Source organism: uncultured Roseobacter sp., from assembly GCF_947495025.1.
GTDB lineage: Bacteria > Pseudomonadota > Alphaproteobacteria > Rhodobacterales > Rhodobacteraceae > Roseobacter.
This window is the reverse complement of the sequence record NZ_CANLXG010000002.1, coordinates 492,448-509,598: the sequence shown is the minus strand read 5'-3', so window position 1 is coordinate 509,598 and position 17,151 is coordinate 492,448. Positions and strand designations below refer to the sequence as shown.

Here is a 17,151-nt window from a genome sequence, read left to right as displayed (position 1 = left end):
TCCTTATCCTGCGATGCTGGGCCGGCTTGCAACCCGCTGGCGCCATGCAATCAGGTTAGCACAGTCTTCGGGCACTTCGATCTGAGCAAAATCCGCAAAGGCAAGGCCGGCAAACGCGGTGATATCTGCCATCGAAAACGCATCGCCCGCGACAAAGGCCTGATCCGCAAGGACGCTGTCAAAATAGCGCATCCCGTTCAGAGCACGGTCTTTCTGCATATGTCCCCATTCAGCGCACTGGTTTGTTTCGATATCGGGGCCGAGGCCCGGTGTTGCATGATGAAAATAGGCGCCCACGGCATCCAGCAGTTCAGCCTCTGCCCGGCGCTGCATCATGTGGGTTACCGCCCGTTCTCTGGGGGTCCTGCCTGCAAGTGCGGGGCTGTCTGATATCCCGTCTATGTATTCTGTGATTGCGGTGCATTCCGAAATGATCGTGCCGTCCTCCAGTTCAAGTGCCGGGACAAGGCCGCTCGGGTTCTTGGCGCGGAAGGCTTCGGTTTTATGCTCGCCGCCGGGAACGTCGACTGTGATGAATTCCACCGCGTCGGTCAGACCCTTCTCGGCAAGAGCAATTCGGATGCGGGCGGGGTTCGGAAAGCCCTCGAAGTCATAGATTTTCATAGCGGTGATTCCTTTAACTACCTAGTGATAGATAGGTGGTATCTGTTGACCTGCATCTCCGTCAAGCCTATCTGATGGCAGGTAGATGACCACCAGGGGACGAAATGGCCGGTACGCGGGAACTGCTGATGGATGAAGCCGAGCGCGGTGTGCGTTCCGGCGGGTACAATGCTGTAAGCTTTCGGGATCTTGCGGATGCGCTCGGGATCAAAAGCGCCAGCGTGCATTACCACTTCCGCAAAAAGGAAGACCTTGGTGTCGCGCTGGTAGACCGCTACAGCAAGCGCTTTTTTGAGGCACTTGATGCGCAGGCAGAGATTGCCAGGACGCCAGAGGATCGTATCCGGGCTTATTGCCGGACCTATCGCGACGCCCTGACCAGTTCTGATGCGATCTGCCTTTGCGGAATGCTGGGAGCAGAAACGTCCGGGCTGCCCGAAGCTGTTTCATCGGCTGTGCGTGAATTCTTTGAGGAAAATCTGGCCTGGCTCAGAGGCTCGCTGTCGGCGCATATGACGGATCATGACGCGCATGCCAGATCGGCCCATATTCTTGCGACACTTCAGGGTGCGATGATGCTCAGCCACAACATGGATGATCTCTCGGTATTTGATGCAGCAGCAGCCGGGGTTACGTCCGGTTTCTGATCAGTGGACTTTGTCAGATAGACTTCCGGGCCCGCATCGCTGCAGAGATTGTTCCATCATCCAGGTAGTCGAGTTCGCCACCAATGGGCACGCCCTGAGCCAGTGACGTCAGCCTGACGCTGCCTTCAAGCCGGTCAGCGATATAGTGAGATGTTGTCTGCCCGTCTATTGTGGCGTTCAGCGCCAGGATCACTTCTGTGATTTCCTCGGTCGCAACCCGGTCAATCAGCCTTGGAATGCGCAGTTCCTCCGGGCCCACAGCATCCAGCGCTGACAGTGTACCGCCCAGAACGTGGTAACGCCCCTTGAAAACACCTGATCTTTCCATGGCCCAGAGGTCTGCAACATCCTCGACAACACAGAGTTCGCCGTTGGCCCGTTTTTCCGATGTGCAGATGTCACAGACGTCTGTTGTTCCGACATTGCCGCAATTCAGACATTCCCGGGCTGTTTCGGCGACCACACGCATTGTGTCGGCCAGCGGGATAAGCTGCAGGCTGCGCTTACGGATCAGGTGCAGAACGGCCCGTCGGGCAGAGCGCGGGCCAAGCCCCGGCAGCTTCGCCATCAGCTCAATCAGCGCGTCGATATCTCTGGTGCTGCTCATCTGTGCCTGTTCCTGCTCCTGTCTGCCGGCCTGATACGGTTACTGGACAGGGACTGCCATCATCTGCTGGATGTACTGTATGCCTGCGGGCAGGAATGACAAGGCGGTGACGAAGGCGGTCGCGGACACCGAAATCTGTCCCCCGGGCGGCAGGGTCTTGATACCGGACACGATGCTCTGCGCCTCGCGCAGTTCATGTAGTTTCTTCAGGCCTTCCGTACTGACGTCAGGGTCTGTGAGGGCGGCGATGTGCAGCGAGATCTGCCTTTCGATCTTATCCAGCTCTTCTGACCTCAGCCGGTTCAGCCGGTTTGAAAGCGGGATGGTTGGTACTGCATATGTGGCTCCCACGGTCAGGAACGTACAGATCGAGAAAATGATTATCGGAGGCGTACTTTTATAGTCCGCCAGTGCAAGACCAAGTATCGCCATAGATCCGACAAAAGCGCACAGAAGTACCACGCGGCTGTTAAAGCGCAGAAACGCAGGCACCGGCTCCTGGGACAGGTTCAGGATATCCAGCGGAACCGTCGGCAGCACGCGCAGAAATCCGCGCCAGTAGCGGTAGACAGCCCAAAAGCCAAAGCCGATCATGGAACTGCCGGCACAGATGAACAGCCCGAAGGCAATACGCAGGGTTTCATTCGTCTGATGCGGTGCAATCGTGTAGGCACCCAGTCCCAGTGCCCCGCCATAAACCAGACCGGCGAGGACAGCAGGAGGGTGCGCGATAATGCGGTTGACCCGGTCCTGAAGTGACAGGTGGCTGGCGACAAAGTCAGGTCGGGGCAGGTGCAGCAGCATCTCGGCAAGGTCGCGCGAGATATGCAGGCCAAAAACATAAACAACAAAAGCATTTATCACGACCAGTACAACCAGCGCCCAGTCTGACAGCGGTACCCCGGCCTGAGATTCAAGCCACAGGTAGATGACGGCCATAGCTGTCGTAGCGATACTGGCCACCAGACCAAAAACGCGCCATAGCGGCGGTGTCGTGATGTCTTTTATGGCCTCAGGTCGCACGCGCTCAGAATGGCAGCTTCATGTCCGCCGGCAGTCCCATGCCTTCGGTCAGCCTGGCCATCTCTTCCTGCGCGCGCTCGGAGGCTTTGGTCTGAGCGTCTTTGATTGCCGCCAGGATCAGATCCTCGACTACTTCTTTGTCGTCGCTGTTGAAAATCGACGGGTCAATGTCCAGTGTCTTCAGCTCGCCCTTTGCCGAGCAGGTCGCCTTGACCAGGCCTGCGCCGGATGCCCCCTCGACCATGATGTTGTGCATGTCTTCCTGCATCTGCGCCATCTTGGTCTGCATTTCCTGGGCTTTTTTCATCATGCCGGCCATGTCGCCGAGCCCGCCTAGTCCTTTGAACATTGCATCGTCCTTTTTGATGTCGCGTTATCTGCAGTATATGCGGTCGTCGCCGCATCGAACAAGTGAGTCAGTCGTCCTCGAAAGGGTCCCATTCGTCCTCGACCTCCGGCAAGGCCTCACTTACGGCCTCTGCCGCAATCTGCTCCTGCGTCCGGATGCTGGTTATCGAGGCACCCGGAAACTGTGCGAGTACGGCCTGCATCAGCGGGTGTTCGCGCGCCTGCGCGCGCAGTGCCAGGTCGCCCGCATCACGGATTTCCGCGATTGTTTCTGCATTGGCGTCCCCGACAATCGTGACCGCCCAGCGGTTTCCGGTCCAGTGCTGCAGGCGCTGGCCCAGGCGCTGTGCCAGATCGCGGGGCGCACTGTCGGTCGGCGTGAATTCAATCCGTCCCGGCTGGTATGCGCCAAGACGCAGGCAGTTTTCGACCTCAACAAGCAGTTTTACATCGCGGTTGGCGCGAATGAGTTCGACAACATGGCTGAATGTGGGAAAGCGTGCCAGCGCGGCATCTGCGTCCGGAGCGCGGGCCGTTACCGTACCATTGCTGCTGCCGGTGCTGTGCCGCGCTCCGGCGACAGCCGGAGCGCCCCCGCCCGCGGCCCGCGCGCCTGTGCTCTGCACGGGGCTCCCGCCGGGGCCACCCGACGACGCCGGCGGGGGTGTCGCTCCCTGCAGCCTGCGTACCAGCTCTTCGGGTGAGGGCAGGTCGGCCACATGTGTCAGCCGGATGATCGCCATCTCTGCCGCCATCATTGCGTTTGGCGCGCTCCCCACCTCGTCGAGGGCTTTGAGCAGCATCTGCCAGAGGCGCGTCAGCACCCGCATCGGCAGGGCCCCGGCCATGGTCAGTCCGCGCGATCTTTCATCCGGTGAAACCGTCGGGTCCTCGGCCGCCTCCGGAGTGATTTTCACGACGGAAACCCAGTGCGTGATCTCTGCCAGATCGCGCAGCACTGCCATCGGATCAGCGCCTTCGGCATATTGCGCCGAGAGTTCGGTCAGGGCGCCGGCGGCATCGCCTCTGAGAATGAGGTCAAAGAGGTCCAGGACCCGGCCGCGGTCGGCAAGCCCCAGCATGGAACGCACCTGGTCTGCCGAGGTCTCACCCGCCCCGTGGCTGATCGCCTGGTCCAGCAGGGATGTTGCATCCCTGGCCGATCCTTCCGCCGCCCGCGCGATCAGCGCCAGCGCATCATCGGTGATTTCCGCCTGTTCTGAGCCTGCGATTTTCCGCATCAGGGCGATCATGACCTCGGGTTCTATCCGGCGCAGGTCAAAGCGCTGGCAGCGCGACAGCACGGTTACGGGCACTTTGCGGATTTCTGTGGTCGCAAAGATGAATTTGACGTGTGCCGGCGGCTCTTCCAGTGTCTTGAGCAACGCGTTGAAAGCACCGGTCGACAGCATGTGAACTTCGTCGATGATGTACACTTTGTAGCGGGCAGACGCCGCCCGGTAATGCACCGAGTCGATGATTTCGCGGATATTCGCAACGCCGGTATTAGAGGCAGCATCCATCTCCATGACGTCGACATGGCGGCCTTCCATAATCGCCACGCAGTGCTCACAGGTTCCGCAGGGTTCGGTCGTCGGCCCGCCGGTGCCATCTGTTCCGATGCAGTTCATCCCTTTGGCGATAATCCGGGCGGTGGTCGTTTTGCCCGTTCCCCGGATTCCTGTCATGACAAAGGCCTGCGCGATCCGGTCTGCCTCAAAGGCATTTCGCAGGGTCCGGACCATCGCGTCCTGACCCACCAGATCCGCAAAGGTCTCGGGCCGGTACTTGCGCGCGAGGACCTGGTATTCGGGTTTGGTTTCGTCGGACATTCGGGCCCCTGTCGGCAAGATTCGCAGAACCCGGACAGCGTAAGTGCTGAGGGGCCGGACGTAAACACGGCTGGCACCACCGGAAATGGCGGAACCGACGAAACTGTTGTGTCCGGAGCCCGCTGGCGTACACAATGGCCGCACGTGTGGGAGGTGTGAGTATGCGTTTAAAAGGAATCCGATCCAGCAGAAACGTCAGAGTGCGCAGCGGCGCGCGGGGATCTGGCCGGCGTGGCAGGGCCGGCGGCCTGGGTGTATTCGGCATTCTTGCTGTGCTGGCGCTGGGATATTTTACGGGCATTGATGTGTCGCCCCTGCTGACGGGGGAGCCGATGCCTGCAGAACAGAGCCGCGACGTTTCCCAGGAGGATGAGGCAACTGTCATTTTTGCATCAAAGGTGCTTACAACGACCGAAGACGTCTGGACCCGTATTTTTGCCGAACAGGCGGGCCGGCAGTACATGCCGCCACAGCTGGTCATTTTTTCCGGGGTCACACAAAGCGGGTGTGGCGGCGCTTCGGGTGCGACCGGCCCGTTTTACTGCCCTGCCGACCGGATGGCCTATCTTGATACACAGTTTTTCCGGCAGCTGGAGCAGCAGCTCGGAGCAGGCGGAGATTTCGCAGCCGCTTATGTGATAGCGCACGAAGTTGCCCATCACGTCCAGAACGAGCTGGGTATCCTCGGCCAGGTCAGTCAGATGCGTGCGTCTGCTTCAACCGAACAGGCAAATGCGCTGACTGTCCGTCTGGAACTTCAGGCCGATTGTCTGTCCGGCGTCTGGGCACGTTCGGTTCAGGGACTGATGGAACGCGGTGACCTCGCCGAAGCTCTGAACGCAGCCCGAATGATCGGTGACGACCACCTGCAACGTCAGGCGGGGCGCGTACCACAACCGCATACCTTCACGCACGGCACATCGGATCAGCGCGCGCGCTGGTTTGAACGGGGCTTTGACAGTGGGCTGATGGCAGAGTGCGATACATTCTCAGCACGCAGTCTGTAAGACATACCGGCAGTGCATCGTTGCTGCGTGAGGTGGTGAGAGGCTGGACAACGACCCAAGCGGGGCTCGTTACGGCTGCTTCCTTCCGGACCTGACCGGGTTGGCGAGGCGCTTACCCGCGCCAACCTCTCGCGGCTGATATAGGCAAAGACCCCGCAGTCTGCAAGGCCGTGCGTCACAGATGCAGCCGCACGCGTGCGAAGCCGTCAGCACTGGTTCCGCAGCTCTCCGGGGCATAGGCAGAAATCTCATCCAGATGCTGCAGAGCATCTGGTGCAGTCAGAAGGATCGCGGCGCAACCTCCGGGCGTCCGGAATTTCCACGGAACAGTATCGCGCACTTCGTGACAGTCCGGTGATCTGAGGTATTCCACGAGGCCTTCATCCATGGGTGCATGTCCGCGGAAAGCGATATCCTCGTCCGCAAAAGGTTTGAGCGCACCACCACCACCGGTCCTGTGATCCGTCGTTGCGACCAGAAATTCCTGGTCCGGGTCCAGCGGGCGCCCCTGCCAGGTCACGTTCAGGATCCTGCCAGCCTCGCCGGGCCTGCGCTGACCGGATGGGTCATAAGCGGGTGGCCGCGACGGATCTATCTCGTATTCCAGCCCATAAATGGAATCAAAGCGAAACCCCGGAATATTGACGTCCACCAGTGGCTGGTCAGGCCGGTCCGGTTCCAGCGTGCTGAAAATCAGTGCGGAACGTTCCAGCCAGTCGATCAGACGCGCCCCGTTGGTCCGGACGGCCCATATCTGGTTGGCGTAAGGGGTGAGTCCGGCGATGTGCCGCCGCATAATCGGACCGCTGGACAGACTGATAAAATTTCCTGGTCCGTCAAATCCCCCGGTCGCGGCTGTGGAGCCAACAGAAAGCAACGGGAGCTCGGCAAGTTCGGTTCCCTGCACAGCGGTTGCAATCACATGTCGCTTGGTGGCCGCAATGAGCGCGGGCACCGGACTCGGGCAGGCCAGGGCGAAGTAGCTGTGCATCGGTCCGGCGAGTTCCCCCACGTGCTCATTCAGGTGCAGGCGGGTCGCATTATGCGCCGGGGTTACCAGAGCCGCGATTTCCGGATCAGGGGCGTCCACCGGCTCCGGATGCAGCAGGGCGCTGTCTGAAGACGCAACCGACCACCGGCCCGCTTCGGGGTCACGTTCCAGCGTCAGGCGGATGCGTCCGAGACAGGACGCTGACGCGCCCGGCATGATAACCGGCGTGTCACCTATCCTGCCGTTTTCGGCATCGACGCCGGCAACACCTGCATGATCCCTGCCGGGAAACGTCAGGTGTGTGTGCCCGCCGATCACAGCATCAACACCGGGCATCTGCGCGACCTGTGCCAGCTCGTTCTGTGGGGATCTGCCTTCATCGTAGAGCGGAATACCCATATGGGCGAGTACGATTACAACATCTGCCCCGGCACGGCGCAGTGCGGCGACTTCCAGGGCCAGGGCCGGCAAAGGGGGTGTAATCTCGGCGTGATCTGACAGGTGATGACGGTTCCAGTTCATCGTTTGCGCCGGTACAGCGGACGTAACACCGATATTTACGACGCGGACATTACCGTCAGAGCATCGCAGCTCACGTTCCAGCACAGCAGATCTTCGGAGCATCGGAAGCGCCGCACAGATCGTATTTGCCCCCAGAACGGGCATGCTGAACCCCTCCAGACCCCGTCGCAGCGCTGGTAATCCGTGATCAAAGTCGTGATTGCCCAGACCTGCGGCATCATAGGCCAGAGCATTCATGCATGCGGCCATCGGGTTATCTGTCGACTCGGGATGCCGGGCGAAATAGCCGGCGAGCGGCGTTCCCTGAAGCGTGTCGCCATTGTCAAACAAAAGGCATGTGCTGTTTTCTGCATCCGCGCCTGCCCGTTCCCGCCGGATGACACGGGCCAGCCTGGCAAGGCTGTGGCCGCTGCCCGGAGTGTCACGCGCATAATCGAAATCGGTCAGTTGCATGTGCAGATCGCTGGTCGCGAGCACTGTTATCCGGGCTGTGTACGGAGCGGCCGGAGAAGATTGGCGATTGGGTATTGCAGATGCCTCCGGGTGCATTTCAGAAAAACAACCATTGCGTGAGCACTTGCAAACCAGATCATGCGTGGGTTGGAATGTCCAGCTTCCGGAATCATTTTCCTTTTGAATTTTGTCCGCAAAACCGTGCATGTAGCGGCTCTGAACTGAACCGGGGTCTGAATATGCGTATAGCTGAAACTGTAACTTTTGGCGGATCGGGCCTCGACCGTGCGGGCGAAATCCGGGATGACCGGGAAGCACTGGACACTCTGGCGTCAGATCCGGCGGCCCGCGCAATCGTCTTCTGGCGGGGCAAACCTCTGCTCAACATGGAAAAGCCTGCGTTTCTGTTGCGGTTGCCGATGGATCACATGGTGCTCGAACTTGCCGGGGATGCGCCTGTTTTCCTCGGGCGCGAGGACGGAGCAGCGCGGTTCGCTTTTGACATATCCGCCTGGGAGCCGGACGGGCTTGAGCCGGATCAGCTGGGTGGTTTTCTCGATCCGACCGAACAACGGCACCCGGACCTGCCGGCAGAGGCGGCCTTCGCCGAACTGCGCCGTGTTATGACATGGCTCACGCCGCGCGACGCCGAACTGGCGGCCACGGGCAAGGCGATACTGGGCTGGCACGAAACCCACCGGTTCTGCGCCAGATGCGGTGATCGTTCAGAAGTGGCGCAGGGAGGATGGCAACGGCGGTGCACTGGTTGCCGTGCGGCGCATTTCCCACGCACAGACCCCGTCGTCATCATGCTGATCACCCGCGGAAACTCTGTCCTCATGGGGCGGTCACCGGGCTGGCCGGAAGGAATGTATTCGTTGCTTGCGGGCTTTGTGGAACCGGGAGAAACGCTCGAGGCTGCCGTGCGCCGCGAAGTCTTTGAGGAAACAGGTGTACATGTCGGGCAGGTCGGTTACCTGGCCAGCCAGCCCTGGCCGTTTCCGGCCTCTCTGATGTTCGGATGTGCCGGAGAAGCAACAAGCGAGCAGATTACCGTCGACCCGATGGAAATTGAAGATGCCATTTGGGTCAGCCGCGAGGAGATGACACAGGCTTTTGCAGGCGAGCATCCGTTCATGCTGCCCGCCCGAAAGGGGGCGATTGCGCACTTTCTGCTGGAGAACTGGCTTGCGGACAGGCTGGATTGACGGGAAACTGGAACCCGGAACCAGTCCGGAGCGAGATCGATGAAGTTTTCGACGCAGGAAGATATTGCGATGCCGGCCGATGCCGTGTTTGACGCGCTCTGCGATTTCGAAAGTTTTGAGAGGGCGGCCGAAAAGCGGGGCGCAGTTGTCCGGCGGACCGACGCACTTTCCGGTCCCGAAACGGGCATGACATGGCAGGCAGAATTCACGCTGCGCGGTAAGCCGCGCGAAGTGAGTCTGCAACTGACCGAACTGCGGCGACCCGAAGACATAGTGCTGGATATCTCATCGCCCGGGCTCGATGGGGAGGTTACCTTTGAGCTGTCGGGTCTGACACCCGGGAAAACGCGTCTGACGGCGGGTATCGAACTGCGTCCGCGCACGCTGGCCGCACGTCTGCTCGTGCAGTCACTGAAGCTGACCAGGACCTCTCTTATGGAAAAATATCAGGCACGGGTGGCCGAACATGTGCGTGGCATGGAAAGCCGGTTTGCCACCGGGCAGACGGGCTGATCCCGGCGCCGAATGTCAGGTCCGCACATTCTCGGCCGGGTAGACACCCAGTATCTCCACCATATTGGTGAAGTAATCGAGTTCTTCCATGGCGCGGCGGACGGCCGGATCATCCGGATGCCCGTCGATGTCGGCATAGAACTGGGTCGCAGTAAACGATCCGCCGACCATGTAGCTTTCCAGTTTGGTCATGTTGATCCCGTTTGTCGCAAAACCACCCATCGCCTTGTAGAGTGCTGCCGGTATGTTGCGCACCTGAAAGACAAAGCTGGTGATCATCCCGTGCGACCCGCGCCTGGAATAGTCCGCGTCTGGCGACATGAGCAGGAACCGTGTGGTATTGTTACCCTCGTCTTCGATATGCCGTGCCAGTACGTCGAGGCCATAGATCTCGCCAGCCAGTTCGCTGGCAAGCGCGGCAACCGTCGGATCACCCGCTTCTGCAACCTCTCTGGCTGAGCCGGCGGTGTCCGCGCCGGTGATACGGCTGATACTGTTTTCGGTCAGAAAGTTGCGGCACTGACCAAGCAGCACAGTGTGGCTCTTTGCGCTGCGGACATCTTCCAGCCTGGTGCCGGGCAGTGCCAGCAGGTTGATCCGCACGCGCACAAAGGCCTCCTCGATGATATGCAGACCAGAGCTGGGCAGCAGTGAATGGATATCTGCGACGCGCCCGTAGGTTGAGTTTTCCACCGGCAGCATGGCGAGTTCGGCCTCGCCCCGGCGCACGGCCTCGATAGCATCTTCAAATGTGCGGCAGGGCACGGGGGTCATGTCCGGCCGGGCCGCGCGGCAGGCCTCGTGACTGTAGGCCCCCGGCTCCCCCTGAAAGGCTATCCGGGCTGTGGCATCGGCGGTCATCGGGTCGTCCTTGAACAAAATCTTCTGAAAGTGGTCGTTTGGTCGCGGTAACTACACCTTGCCACGGGGAAGGGGAAGCAATAGATACCGCGTCAAACATAAGCAATGGATCTGAATGCAATGCTCGACACAATGACCTTTACCAAAGCGGCCGGCGGCATCTGCGGTGCGCTTCTTGTGTTCCTTCTGGGCAAATGGGCCGCTGAGGAACTGTATCACGTCGATGCCCACGGCGAAGCGGCCTATGTCATCGAAGTGGAAAGCGGTGAAGACGTTGCCGAGGTCGAAGAAGTGGACTTCGCGACCGTTCTGGCATCCGCCAGCGTCGAGGATGGCGCAAAGGTCTTCCGCAAATGCTCTGCCTGCCACAAGCTGGAAGACGGCGCGAACGGAACGGGTCCGCACCTTTATGGCGTTGTTGGTCGTGACAAGGGCGCAGTTGACGGGTTCGCTTACTCTGACACGCTGGCATCCATGGACGGCGACTGGTCGGCTGAAAATCTGAGTGGCTTCCTGGAGCGTCCCTCGTCCTACGCACCTGGCACATCCATGAGCTTTGCCGGCCTGAAGAAGGTCGAAGACCGGGCCGATGTGATCGCGTATCTGGACAGCCTGGACGACTGATTTTAACGCTCTGTTAACCAAAGTGGCCGCTTGCTGTACTGCAGGCGGCCTTTTTTGTTGGCGCCAGGGGCTTCTGGCCGGCGGATCACATTTTCGCAACTTGTATCTTGGCCTGCAGTCCCTTTAGCTTACATCTGAGCAGATGAGCCGGAGAACCCGGCCAGAAACAGGAGGAATTTCCGTATGAATGCCGCCCGGAGCCGAGCCAGATCCGTATGTTCGCCCGCCGACACACTGACGACCGGCCTCGGCATCCTGACCCTCGTATGCGCACTTCTGTACGCCGGCATTGCAAAAGCTCAGGACAATATGATCGTCAGTCACGGCTACTCTTTTTATGGCGATCTGACTTATCCGGCTGACTACACCCATTTCAGTTATGTCAATCCCGATGCGCCCAAGGGCGGAGAAATCGCGCTCAGCGTGGTCGGAACATTCGACTCCATGCACCCCTATACCCGCAAGGGCCGCGCAGGCGCGCTGTCATCAATAATGTATGAGAGCCTGCTGGGTGACGGAACGGGCAACGCCTCGGCACCAGCGGATGTCTACGGCGAATCCTACTGCCTGCTCTGCGAAAGGGTGGAGTATCCGGAAAGCAAGGACTGGGTTATTTTCCATATGCGCAAAGAGGCCCGTTTCTCGGATGGCTCTCCGGTAACCGCACATGACATTGCTTTCAGCCACAACCTGTTGCTCGATGAAGGCCTCAAATCCTATGCGGATGCTGTGCGTCAGCGTATCCCAAAGGTCGAGGTTATCGACGACCACACGATCAAGTTTTTCTTCACCGAAGGCATTTCCCGGCGCAGTCTGATTGATCAGGTCGGCTTTGTGCCGGCGTGGTCAAAGAAGTGGTACGAGGAGACCGGATATGGTCTGGACGAAAGCCGTCTTGACGTCTCGCCAGGTTCCGGCCCCTACATGATCGACAGCGTCGATGTAAACCGGCGTATCGTCTACAAACGCAACCCCGACTACTGGGGGCGTGACCTCGCATTCAACGTTGGCCGCAACAACTTCGACATCATCCGCATCGAATATTTCGGAGACGATACCGCCGCTTTTGAAGCCTTCAAGGCCGGCGAATACACCTTCCGCTCGGAAGGCGACTCCAAAAAATGGGCCACCGGGTACGACTTTCCCAAACAGCGGGAAGGCCTCGTTGTGACCAGCGAGTTGCCCAACGGGTCGCCGCCAACACCTTCGGGCATCGTTTTCAATCTTGGTCGCGACAACCTCAAGGACCGCCGGGTGCGCCAGGCCATCGCGCTGGCCTTCAATTTCGAATGGACAAACGAGAGCCTGCAGTATGGCCTGTTCCGGCAGCGTGCCTCGTTCACGCAGGACACCCCGCTGATGGCAACCGGACTGCCTGAAGGGCCGGAACTGGCGTTTCTGGAGTCGCTCGGCGATCCGGTGCCGGCGCAGATGCTGACCGAACCGGTCATCGAGCCGCATACGTCCAGGGCCGAACGCCTGCTTGACCGGCGCAATGCGCGTCAGGCCATGCGTATGCTCGATGACGCGGGCTGGGGCGTCGGTGATGATGGCATCCGCCGCAACGCAGATGGCAACAAGCTGACGCTGAACTTTCTTTTTAACAGTGCCACGTCGCCAACGCTGAGCGCGGTGATGGAGAATTTTGTCGCCAACGTAAAAACGCTCGGCATCGACATCACCTTCGAGAAGGTCGATGCAGCGCAGTATACCACGCGGGAGCGCGACAGGGACTATGATCTGGTATTTGATTCCTATGGTGCGTTTCTCGGGACCGGAACCGGCCTGATGCAGCGCTATGGGTCCGAGGCCGCACAGTTCAGCCTGTTTAACCCGGCGGGTCTGGCCAGCCCGCTCGTTGACGAGATCATTAACCGGTCTCTGAATGCGACCACGCGCGAGGAAGAACAGGCCAGCCTGATGGCGCTGGACCGGGCGCTGCGGTACGAATTCATCATGATTCCAGTGTGGTATAATCCCAGCCACTGGGTTGCCTATTACGACCAGTATGAACATCCCGAGGAGATCCCCGCCTATTCGCTCGGTACGCTGGATTTCTGGTGGTACAACCAGGAAAAAGCAGACGCCCTGCGCGCTGCCGGGGCGCTGAGGTAAGCCCATGGGCGCCTATATTGTCAGAAGACTTCTGCTGATCATCCCGACGCTGCTGGGGATCATGCTGATCAACTTCGCGCTGGTGCAGTTTGTCCCCGGCGGGCCAGTTGAACAGGCTATCGCCCGTATCCAGGGCGGCGGTGATGTGTTCGAAGGGTTCTCGGGTACCAACAACGACGCAGGTGCTGCTGATCTGAGCAGTAACGACTCGCAGTATATCGGTGCCCGTGGCCTCCCGCCGGAATTCATCGCCGAACTCGAGGCCGAGTTCGGTTTCGACAAGCCACCTGTCGAGCGGTTTCTGAACATGATCTGGAACTACATGCGCTTTGATTTCGGTGAGAGCTACTTCAGGTCCATATCCGTCATAGACCTGATCAAGGAAAAGCTGCCTGTTTCCATTACCCTAGGTCTGTGGTCGACGCTGATTGCCTATCTGGTGTCCATTCCGCTGGGTATCCGAAAGGCTGTCCGCGACGGGTCGCGGTTCGACACATGGACGTCCGGTGCCATTATTGCGGCCTATGCGATCCCAGGCTTTCTGTTTGCGATTCTTCTGCTGGTTCTCTTTGCGGGTGGTTCCTACTGGCAGATATTCCCGCTTCGGGGGTTGACCAGCGACAATTTTGACGAGTTGTCCACACTGGGCAAGGTTGCGGACTATTTCTGGCACATCACACTGCCGGTTCTTGCCTCGACCATTTCCGCCTTTGCGACACTGACCCTGCTGACCAAAAACAGTTTTCTCGACGAGATAAAAAAGCACTATGTAATGACGGCCAGGGCCAAGGGCCTGTCGGAATCGCGTGTGCTCTATGGCCACGTGTTCCGCAATGCGATGCTGATTGTCATTGCAGGTTTCCCGGCCGTATTCATCGGAGTTTTCTTTGGAGGATCTCTGATAATCGAGACGATTTTCAGCCTCGACGGCCTGGGGCGGCTTGGTTTTGAAGCCGCCGTAGCGCGCGATTACCCGATTGTTTTCGGCACCCTTTTCATTTTTGGCCTTATCGGCCTGATCGTCGGGATCCTGTCCGATCTGATGTACGTGCTGGTGGATCCGCGCATCGACTTCGAGCGGAGAGAAGGCTGATGGCTCTGTCTCCGCTGAACCAGCGTCGCTGGCGCAACTTCAGGCGAAACAGGCGCGCATACTGGTCCCTGTGGATATTCAGTATCCTGTTTGGCCTGTCGCTCTTTGCTGAGTTTATTGCCTATGACAAGCCGATCCTCGTGCAGTACCGCGGGGACTACTACACGCCGATATGGAACTTCTATCCCGAGACTGCCTTTGGTGGCGATTTCCAGACGGAGGCTGTCTACCGGGATCCGGAAGTAAAATGCCTGATCGCGACAGGCGGTCTGGATCTTTGTTTTGATGATCCCGAAGGATATCTTGAAGATGCAGAAGACGGTGTGATCGAAGGCGAGTCGATTGAAAAAGGCTGGGCGATATGGCCGTTGATCCCCTATTCCTATGACACGGCGGTTGACCGTCCGGGTGCGGCGCCGCTGCCGCCGAATGGCGAGAACCTTCTGGGGACCGATGGCACCAAACGTGATGTGCTGGCACGGGTAATCCATGGGTTCCGTCTGTCTATCTTTTTCACCCTCGTGGTGACGGGGCTGTCCAGTCTGATCGGAATCATAGCAGGCGCGGTCCAGGGCTTTTTCGGTGGCAAAACTGACCTGATCTTTCAGCGGATCATCGAAATCTGGTCCTCGACGCCTTCGCTTTATGTGATCATTATTATGTTCGCTATTCTGGGGCGAAGTTTCTGGCTGCTGGTCTTCCTGCTGGTGCTGTTCAGCTGGACATCTCTGGTTGGCGTGGTGCGTGCCGAGTTCCTGCGCGCGCGCAATCTTGAGTATGTGCGCGCTGCCCGTGCACTGGGCGTGTCCAACGTGACCATCATGTTCCGCCATATGCTGCCGAATGCGATGGTGGCAATGCTGACGATGCTGCCCTTTATCATTACTGGTACGATCTCGACGCTGGCCATTCTTGATTTCCTCGGTTTCGGGCTGCCGTCCTCGGCGCCCTCGCTGGGCGAGCTGACCCTGCAGGCCAAGCAGAACCTGCAGGCACCCTGGCTTGCGTTCACCGCCTTTTTCACCTTTGCGATCATGCTGTCGCTGCTGGTGTTCATCTTCGAAGGTATCCGTGATGCCTTTGATCCGCGAAAGACCTTTTCATGAGCGCGCTGCTTGAAGTCAGAAACCTGCGCGTCGGGTTCCGCCAGGATGGACGTGTCACTGAGGCCGTCAAAGGCGTGAGCTTTGCAGTCGAACGCGGGGAAACTGTTGCGCTGGTGGGCGAGTCCGGGTCCGGCAAATCGGTATCGGCGCTTTCCACAGTTTCGCTGCTGGGCGAGAGTGCGGAGGTCTCCGGTTCTGTCACATACGACGGACAGCAGATGATCGGTGCTGATGAGGCATTGCTGCGCAAGGTGCGGGGCAATGATATCAGCTTTATTTTCCAGGAGCCGATGACCTCGCTCAACCCGCTGCACACAATCGAAAAGCAGCTGGGCGAGAGCATTGCACTGCATCAGGGGCTGGCCGGTGCCGAGGCAAGGGCGCGCATTCTGGAGCTGCTGGAGCAGGTCGGTATCCAGGACGCGGAAACGCGCCTGTCAAGCTATCCGCACCAGCTGTCCGGAGGCCAGCGCCAGCGCGTCATGATTGCCATGGCGCTGGCAAATGGCCCGGATGTTCTGATTGCGGACGAACCGACAACGGCTCTGGATGTAACCATTCAGGCGCAGATTCTGGATCTGCTGAAAGACCTCAAGGACCGCCTTGGAATGGGTTTGCTGTTTATCACCCATGACCTTGGTATTGTGCGCCGGATCGCAGACAGGGTCTGCGTTATGCAGCATGGCGAAATCGTCGAAGCGGGCCCCACGGCAGAGATTTTCGCAGCGCCCGCACATCCCTATACCATCAAGCTCCTGAGTGCAGAACCTTCGGGAAAACCGGAACCTGTGCCCGAGAATGCCGAGGTAATTGCACAGACCGAAAACCTGAAAATATGGTTCCCGATCCAGCAGGGTCTGCTGCGCCGCACTGTCGGCCATGTCAAAGCGGTAAACGACGCGAACCTGACCGTGCGGGCGGGTGAGACCATCGGGATCGTCGGGGAAAGCGGGTCGGGCAAGACCACGGCGGCCCTGGCCATTATGCGGCTTATTTCATCTGAAGGTGGCATCACCTTTATGGGGCGTGATGTGCGAAAATGGTCAACGCGCGAGTTGCGCAGTCTGCGAAAAGATATGCAGATTGTATTCCAGGATCCGTTCGGTTCGCTCAGCCCGCGTATGACATGCGCGCAGATTATTTCAGAGGGCCTGTCGATCCACAAAGTAGATCCTGACCGTGCTCCGCGCGAGCTGGTGCATGAGGTCATGAACGAGGTGGGCCTCGATCCTGCGACCATGGACCGGTATCCGCATGAGTTTTCCGGTGGTCAGCGCCAGCGCATCGCGATTGCCCGCGCGATGGTATTGCGCCCGCGCCTGCTGGTGCTGGATGAGCCGACGTCAGCACTGGATATGACCGTTCAGGTCCAGATTGTTGACCTGTTGCGTGGGTTGCAGAAAAAATACGGGCTCGCCTACATCTTTATCAGTCACGACCTCAAGGTCGTGCGCGCCATGTCCCATCAGGTCATGGTGATGAAGCGTGGCGATGTCATAGAAGCCGGGCCGGTCGACCGGATATTCGACGCGCCCGAAGACACCTATACGCGGACCCTTCTGCAGGCCGCAACCTGA

At 59.2% G+C, this 17,151-nt stretch carries 16 protein-coding genes and 1 other RNA gene; 9 read left to right on the top strand and 8 right to left on the bottom strand.

All coding sequences use genetic code 11. The features are described from left to right. Positions 1-3: 3 nt before the first annotated feature. Positions 4-624 (bottom strand): glutathione S-transferase, encoded by a 621-nt coding sequence (locus tag Q0792_RS10610; protein ID WP_298839936.1) that lies wholly within the window; start codon positions 622-624, stop codon positions 4-6. A 104-nt stretch (positions 625-728) separates the two neighbouring features. Here Q0792_RS10610 and Q0792_RS10605 point away from each other — a divergent pair, with 104 nt between their 5' ends. Next, positions 729-1,271, top strand: coding sequence for a TetR/AcrR family transcriptional regulator (locus tag Q0792_RS10605; protein ID WP_298839934.1), 543 nt, complete (start codon positions 729-731; stop codon positions 1,269-1,271). A 13-nt stretch (positions 1,272-1,284) separates the two neighbouring features. Here the strand turns inward: Q0792_RS10605 and recR are convergent, their stop codons facing one another. From recR to Q0792_RS10585, 4 genes are all read right to left on the bottom strand, one after another. Next, on the bottom strand, positions 1,285-1,878 hold the full coding sequence (recR, locus tag Q0792_RS10600; RefSeq protein ID WP_298839933.1) for a recombination mediator RecR: 594 nt from the start codon (positions 1,876-1,878) through the stop codon (positions 1,285-1,287). Positions 1,879-1,917: 39 nt separating this feature from the next. Continuing rightward, on the bottom strand, positions 1,918-2,841 hold the full coding sequence (locus Q0792_RS10595) for a hypothetical protein (RefSeq protein WP_298839931.1): 924 nt from the start codon (positions 2,839-2,841) through the stop codon (positions 1,918-1,920). 64 nt (positions 2,842-2,905) lie between these two features. Next, positions 2,906-3,250 (bottom strand): YbaB/EbfC family nucleoid-associated protein, encoded by a 345-nt coding sequence (locus tag Q0792_RS10590; RefSeq protein WP_298839929.1) that lies wholly within the window; start codon positions 3,248-3,250, stop codon positions 2,906-2,908. Positions 3,251-3,317: 67 nt separating this feature from the next. Next, positions 3,318-5,081 carry a DNA polymerase III subunit gamma/tau gene (locus Q0792_RS10585; protein WP_298839928.1) on the bottom strand — a complete coding sequence of 588 codons (1,764 nt, stop codon included), beginning with the start codon at positions 5,079-5,081 and terminating at the stop codon, positions 3,318-3,320. Positions 5,082-5,242: 161 nt separating this feature from the next. Here Q0792_RS10585 and Q0792_RS10580 point away from each other — a divergent pair, with 161 nt between their 5' ends. Then, positions 5,243-6,088: a neutral zinc metallopeptidase gene (locus Q0792_RS10580; protein WP_298839927.1), complete on the top strand. Its 846-nt coding sequence runs from the start codon at positions 5,243-5,245 to the stop codon at positions 6,086-6,088. Between the two features lie 33 nt (positions 6,089-6,121). Here the strand turns inward: Q0792_RS10580 and ffs are convergent. Both ffs and Q0792_RS10570 read right to left on the bottom strand, forming a co-directional pair. Further along, positions 6,122-6,220, bottom strand: an RNA gene (gene ffs, locus Q0792_RS10575) — signal recognition particle sRNA small type. Between the two features lie 43 nt (positions 6,221-6,263). Continuing rightward, positions 6,264-8,150 carry a 5'-nucleotidase C-terminal domain-containing protein gene (locus Q0792_RS10570; protein ID WP_298839926.1) on the bottom strand — a complete coding sequence of 629 codons (1,887 nt, stop codon included), beginning with the start codon at positions 8,148-8,150 and terminating at the stop codon, positions 6,264-6,266. Positions 8,151-8,293: 143 nt separating this feature from the next. Between Q0792_RS10570 and nudC the strand changes: the two genes are divergently transcribed. Further along, positions 8,294-9,262 carry an NAD(+) diphosphatase gene (gene nudC, locus Q0792_RS10565; RefSeq protein ID WP_298839925.1) on the top strand — a complete coding sequence of 323 codons (969 nt, stop codon included), beginning with the start codon at positions 8,294-8,296 and terminating at the stop codon, positions 9,260-9,262. 39 nt (positions 9,263-9,301) lie between these two features. Continuing rightward, on the top strand, positions 9,302-9,775 hold the full coding sequence (locus tag Q0792_RS10560) for an SRPBCC family protein (RefSeq protein ID WP_298839924.1): 474 nt from the start codon (positions 9,302-9,304) through the stop codon (positions 9,773-9,775). Between the two features lie 15 nt (positions 9,776-9,790). Here Q0792_RS10560 and Q0792_RS10555 read toward each other — a convergent pair whose 3' ends face one another. Next, positions 9,791-10,636, bottom strand: a complete 846-nt coding sequence (locus Q0792_RS10555; protein ID WP_298839923.1) for a prephenate dehydratase — start codon at positions 10,634-10,636, stop codon at positions 9,791-9,793. A 120-nt stretch (positions 10,637-10,756) separates the two neighbouring features. Between Q0792_RS10555 and Q0792_RS10550 the strand changes: the two genes are divergently transcribed. From Q0792_RS10550 to Q0792_RS10530, 5 genes are all read left to right on the top strand, one after another. After that, on the top strand, positions 10,757-11,260 hold the full coding sequence (locus Q0792_RS10550) for a cytochrome c family protein (RefSeq protein ID WP_298841841.1): 504 nt from the start codon (positions 10,757-10,759) through the stop codon (positions 11,258-11,260). A 309-nt stretch (positions 11,261-11,569) separates the two neighbouring features. Further along, a complete protein-coding gene (locus Q0792_RS10545; protein WP_298841838.1) occupies positions 11,570-13,375 on the top strand; it encodes an extracellular solute-binding protein in 1,806 nt (601 codons plus the stop codon). A gap of 4 nt (positions 13,376-13,379) precedes the next feature. Then, positions 13,380-14,468 carry a microcin C ABC transporter permease YejB gene (locus Q0792_RS10540; RefSeq protein WP_298839922.1) on the top strand — a complete coding sequence of 363 codons (1,089 nt, stop codon included), beginning with the start codon at positions 13,380-13,382 and terminating at the stop codon, positions 14,466-14,468. After that, positions 14,468-15,574, top strand: a complete 1,107-nt coding sequence (locus tag Q0792_RS10535) for an ABC transporter permease (protein WP_298839921.1) — start codon at positions 14,468-14,470, stop codon at positions 15,572-15,574. Before Q0792_RS10540 ends, Q0792_RS10535 begins: the two co-directional genes overlap by 1 nt. Then, positions 15,571-17,151, top strand: coding sequence for an ABC transporter ATP-binding protein (locus Q0792_RS10530; protein ID WP_298839920.1), 1,581 nt, complete (start codon positions 15,571-15,573; stop codon positions 17,149-17,151). The genes Q0792_RS10535 and Q0792_RS10530 overlap by 4 nt, the downstream gene beginning before the upstream one ends.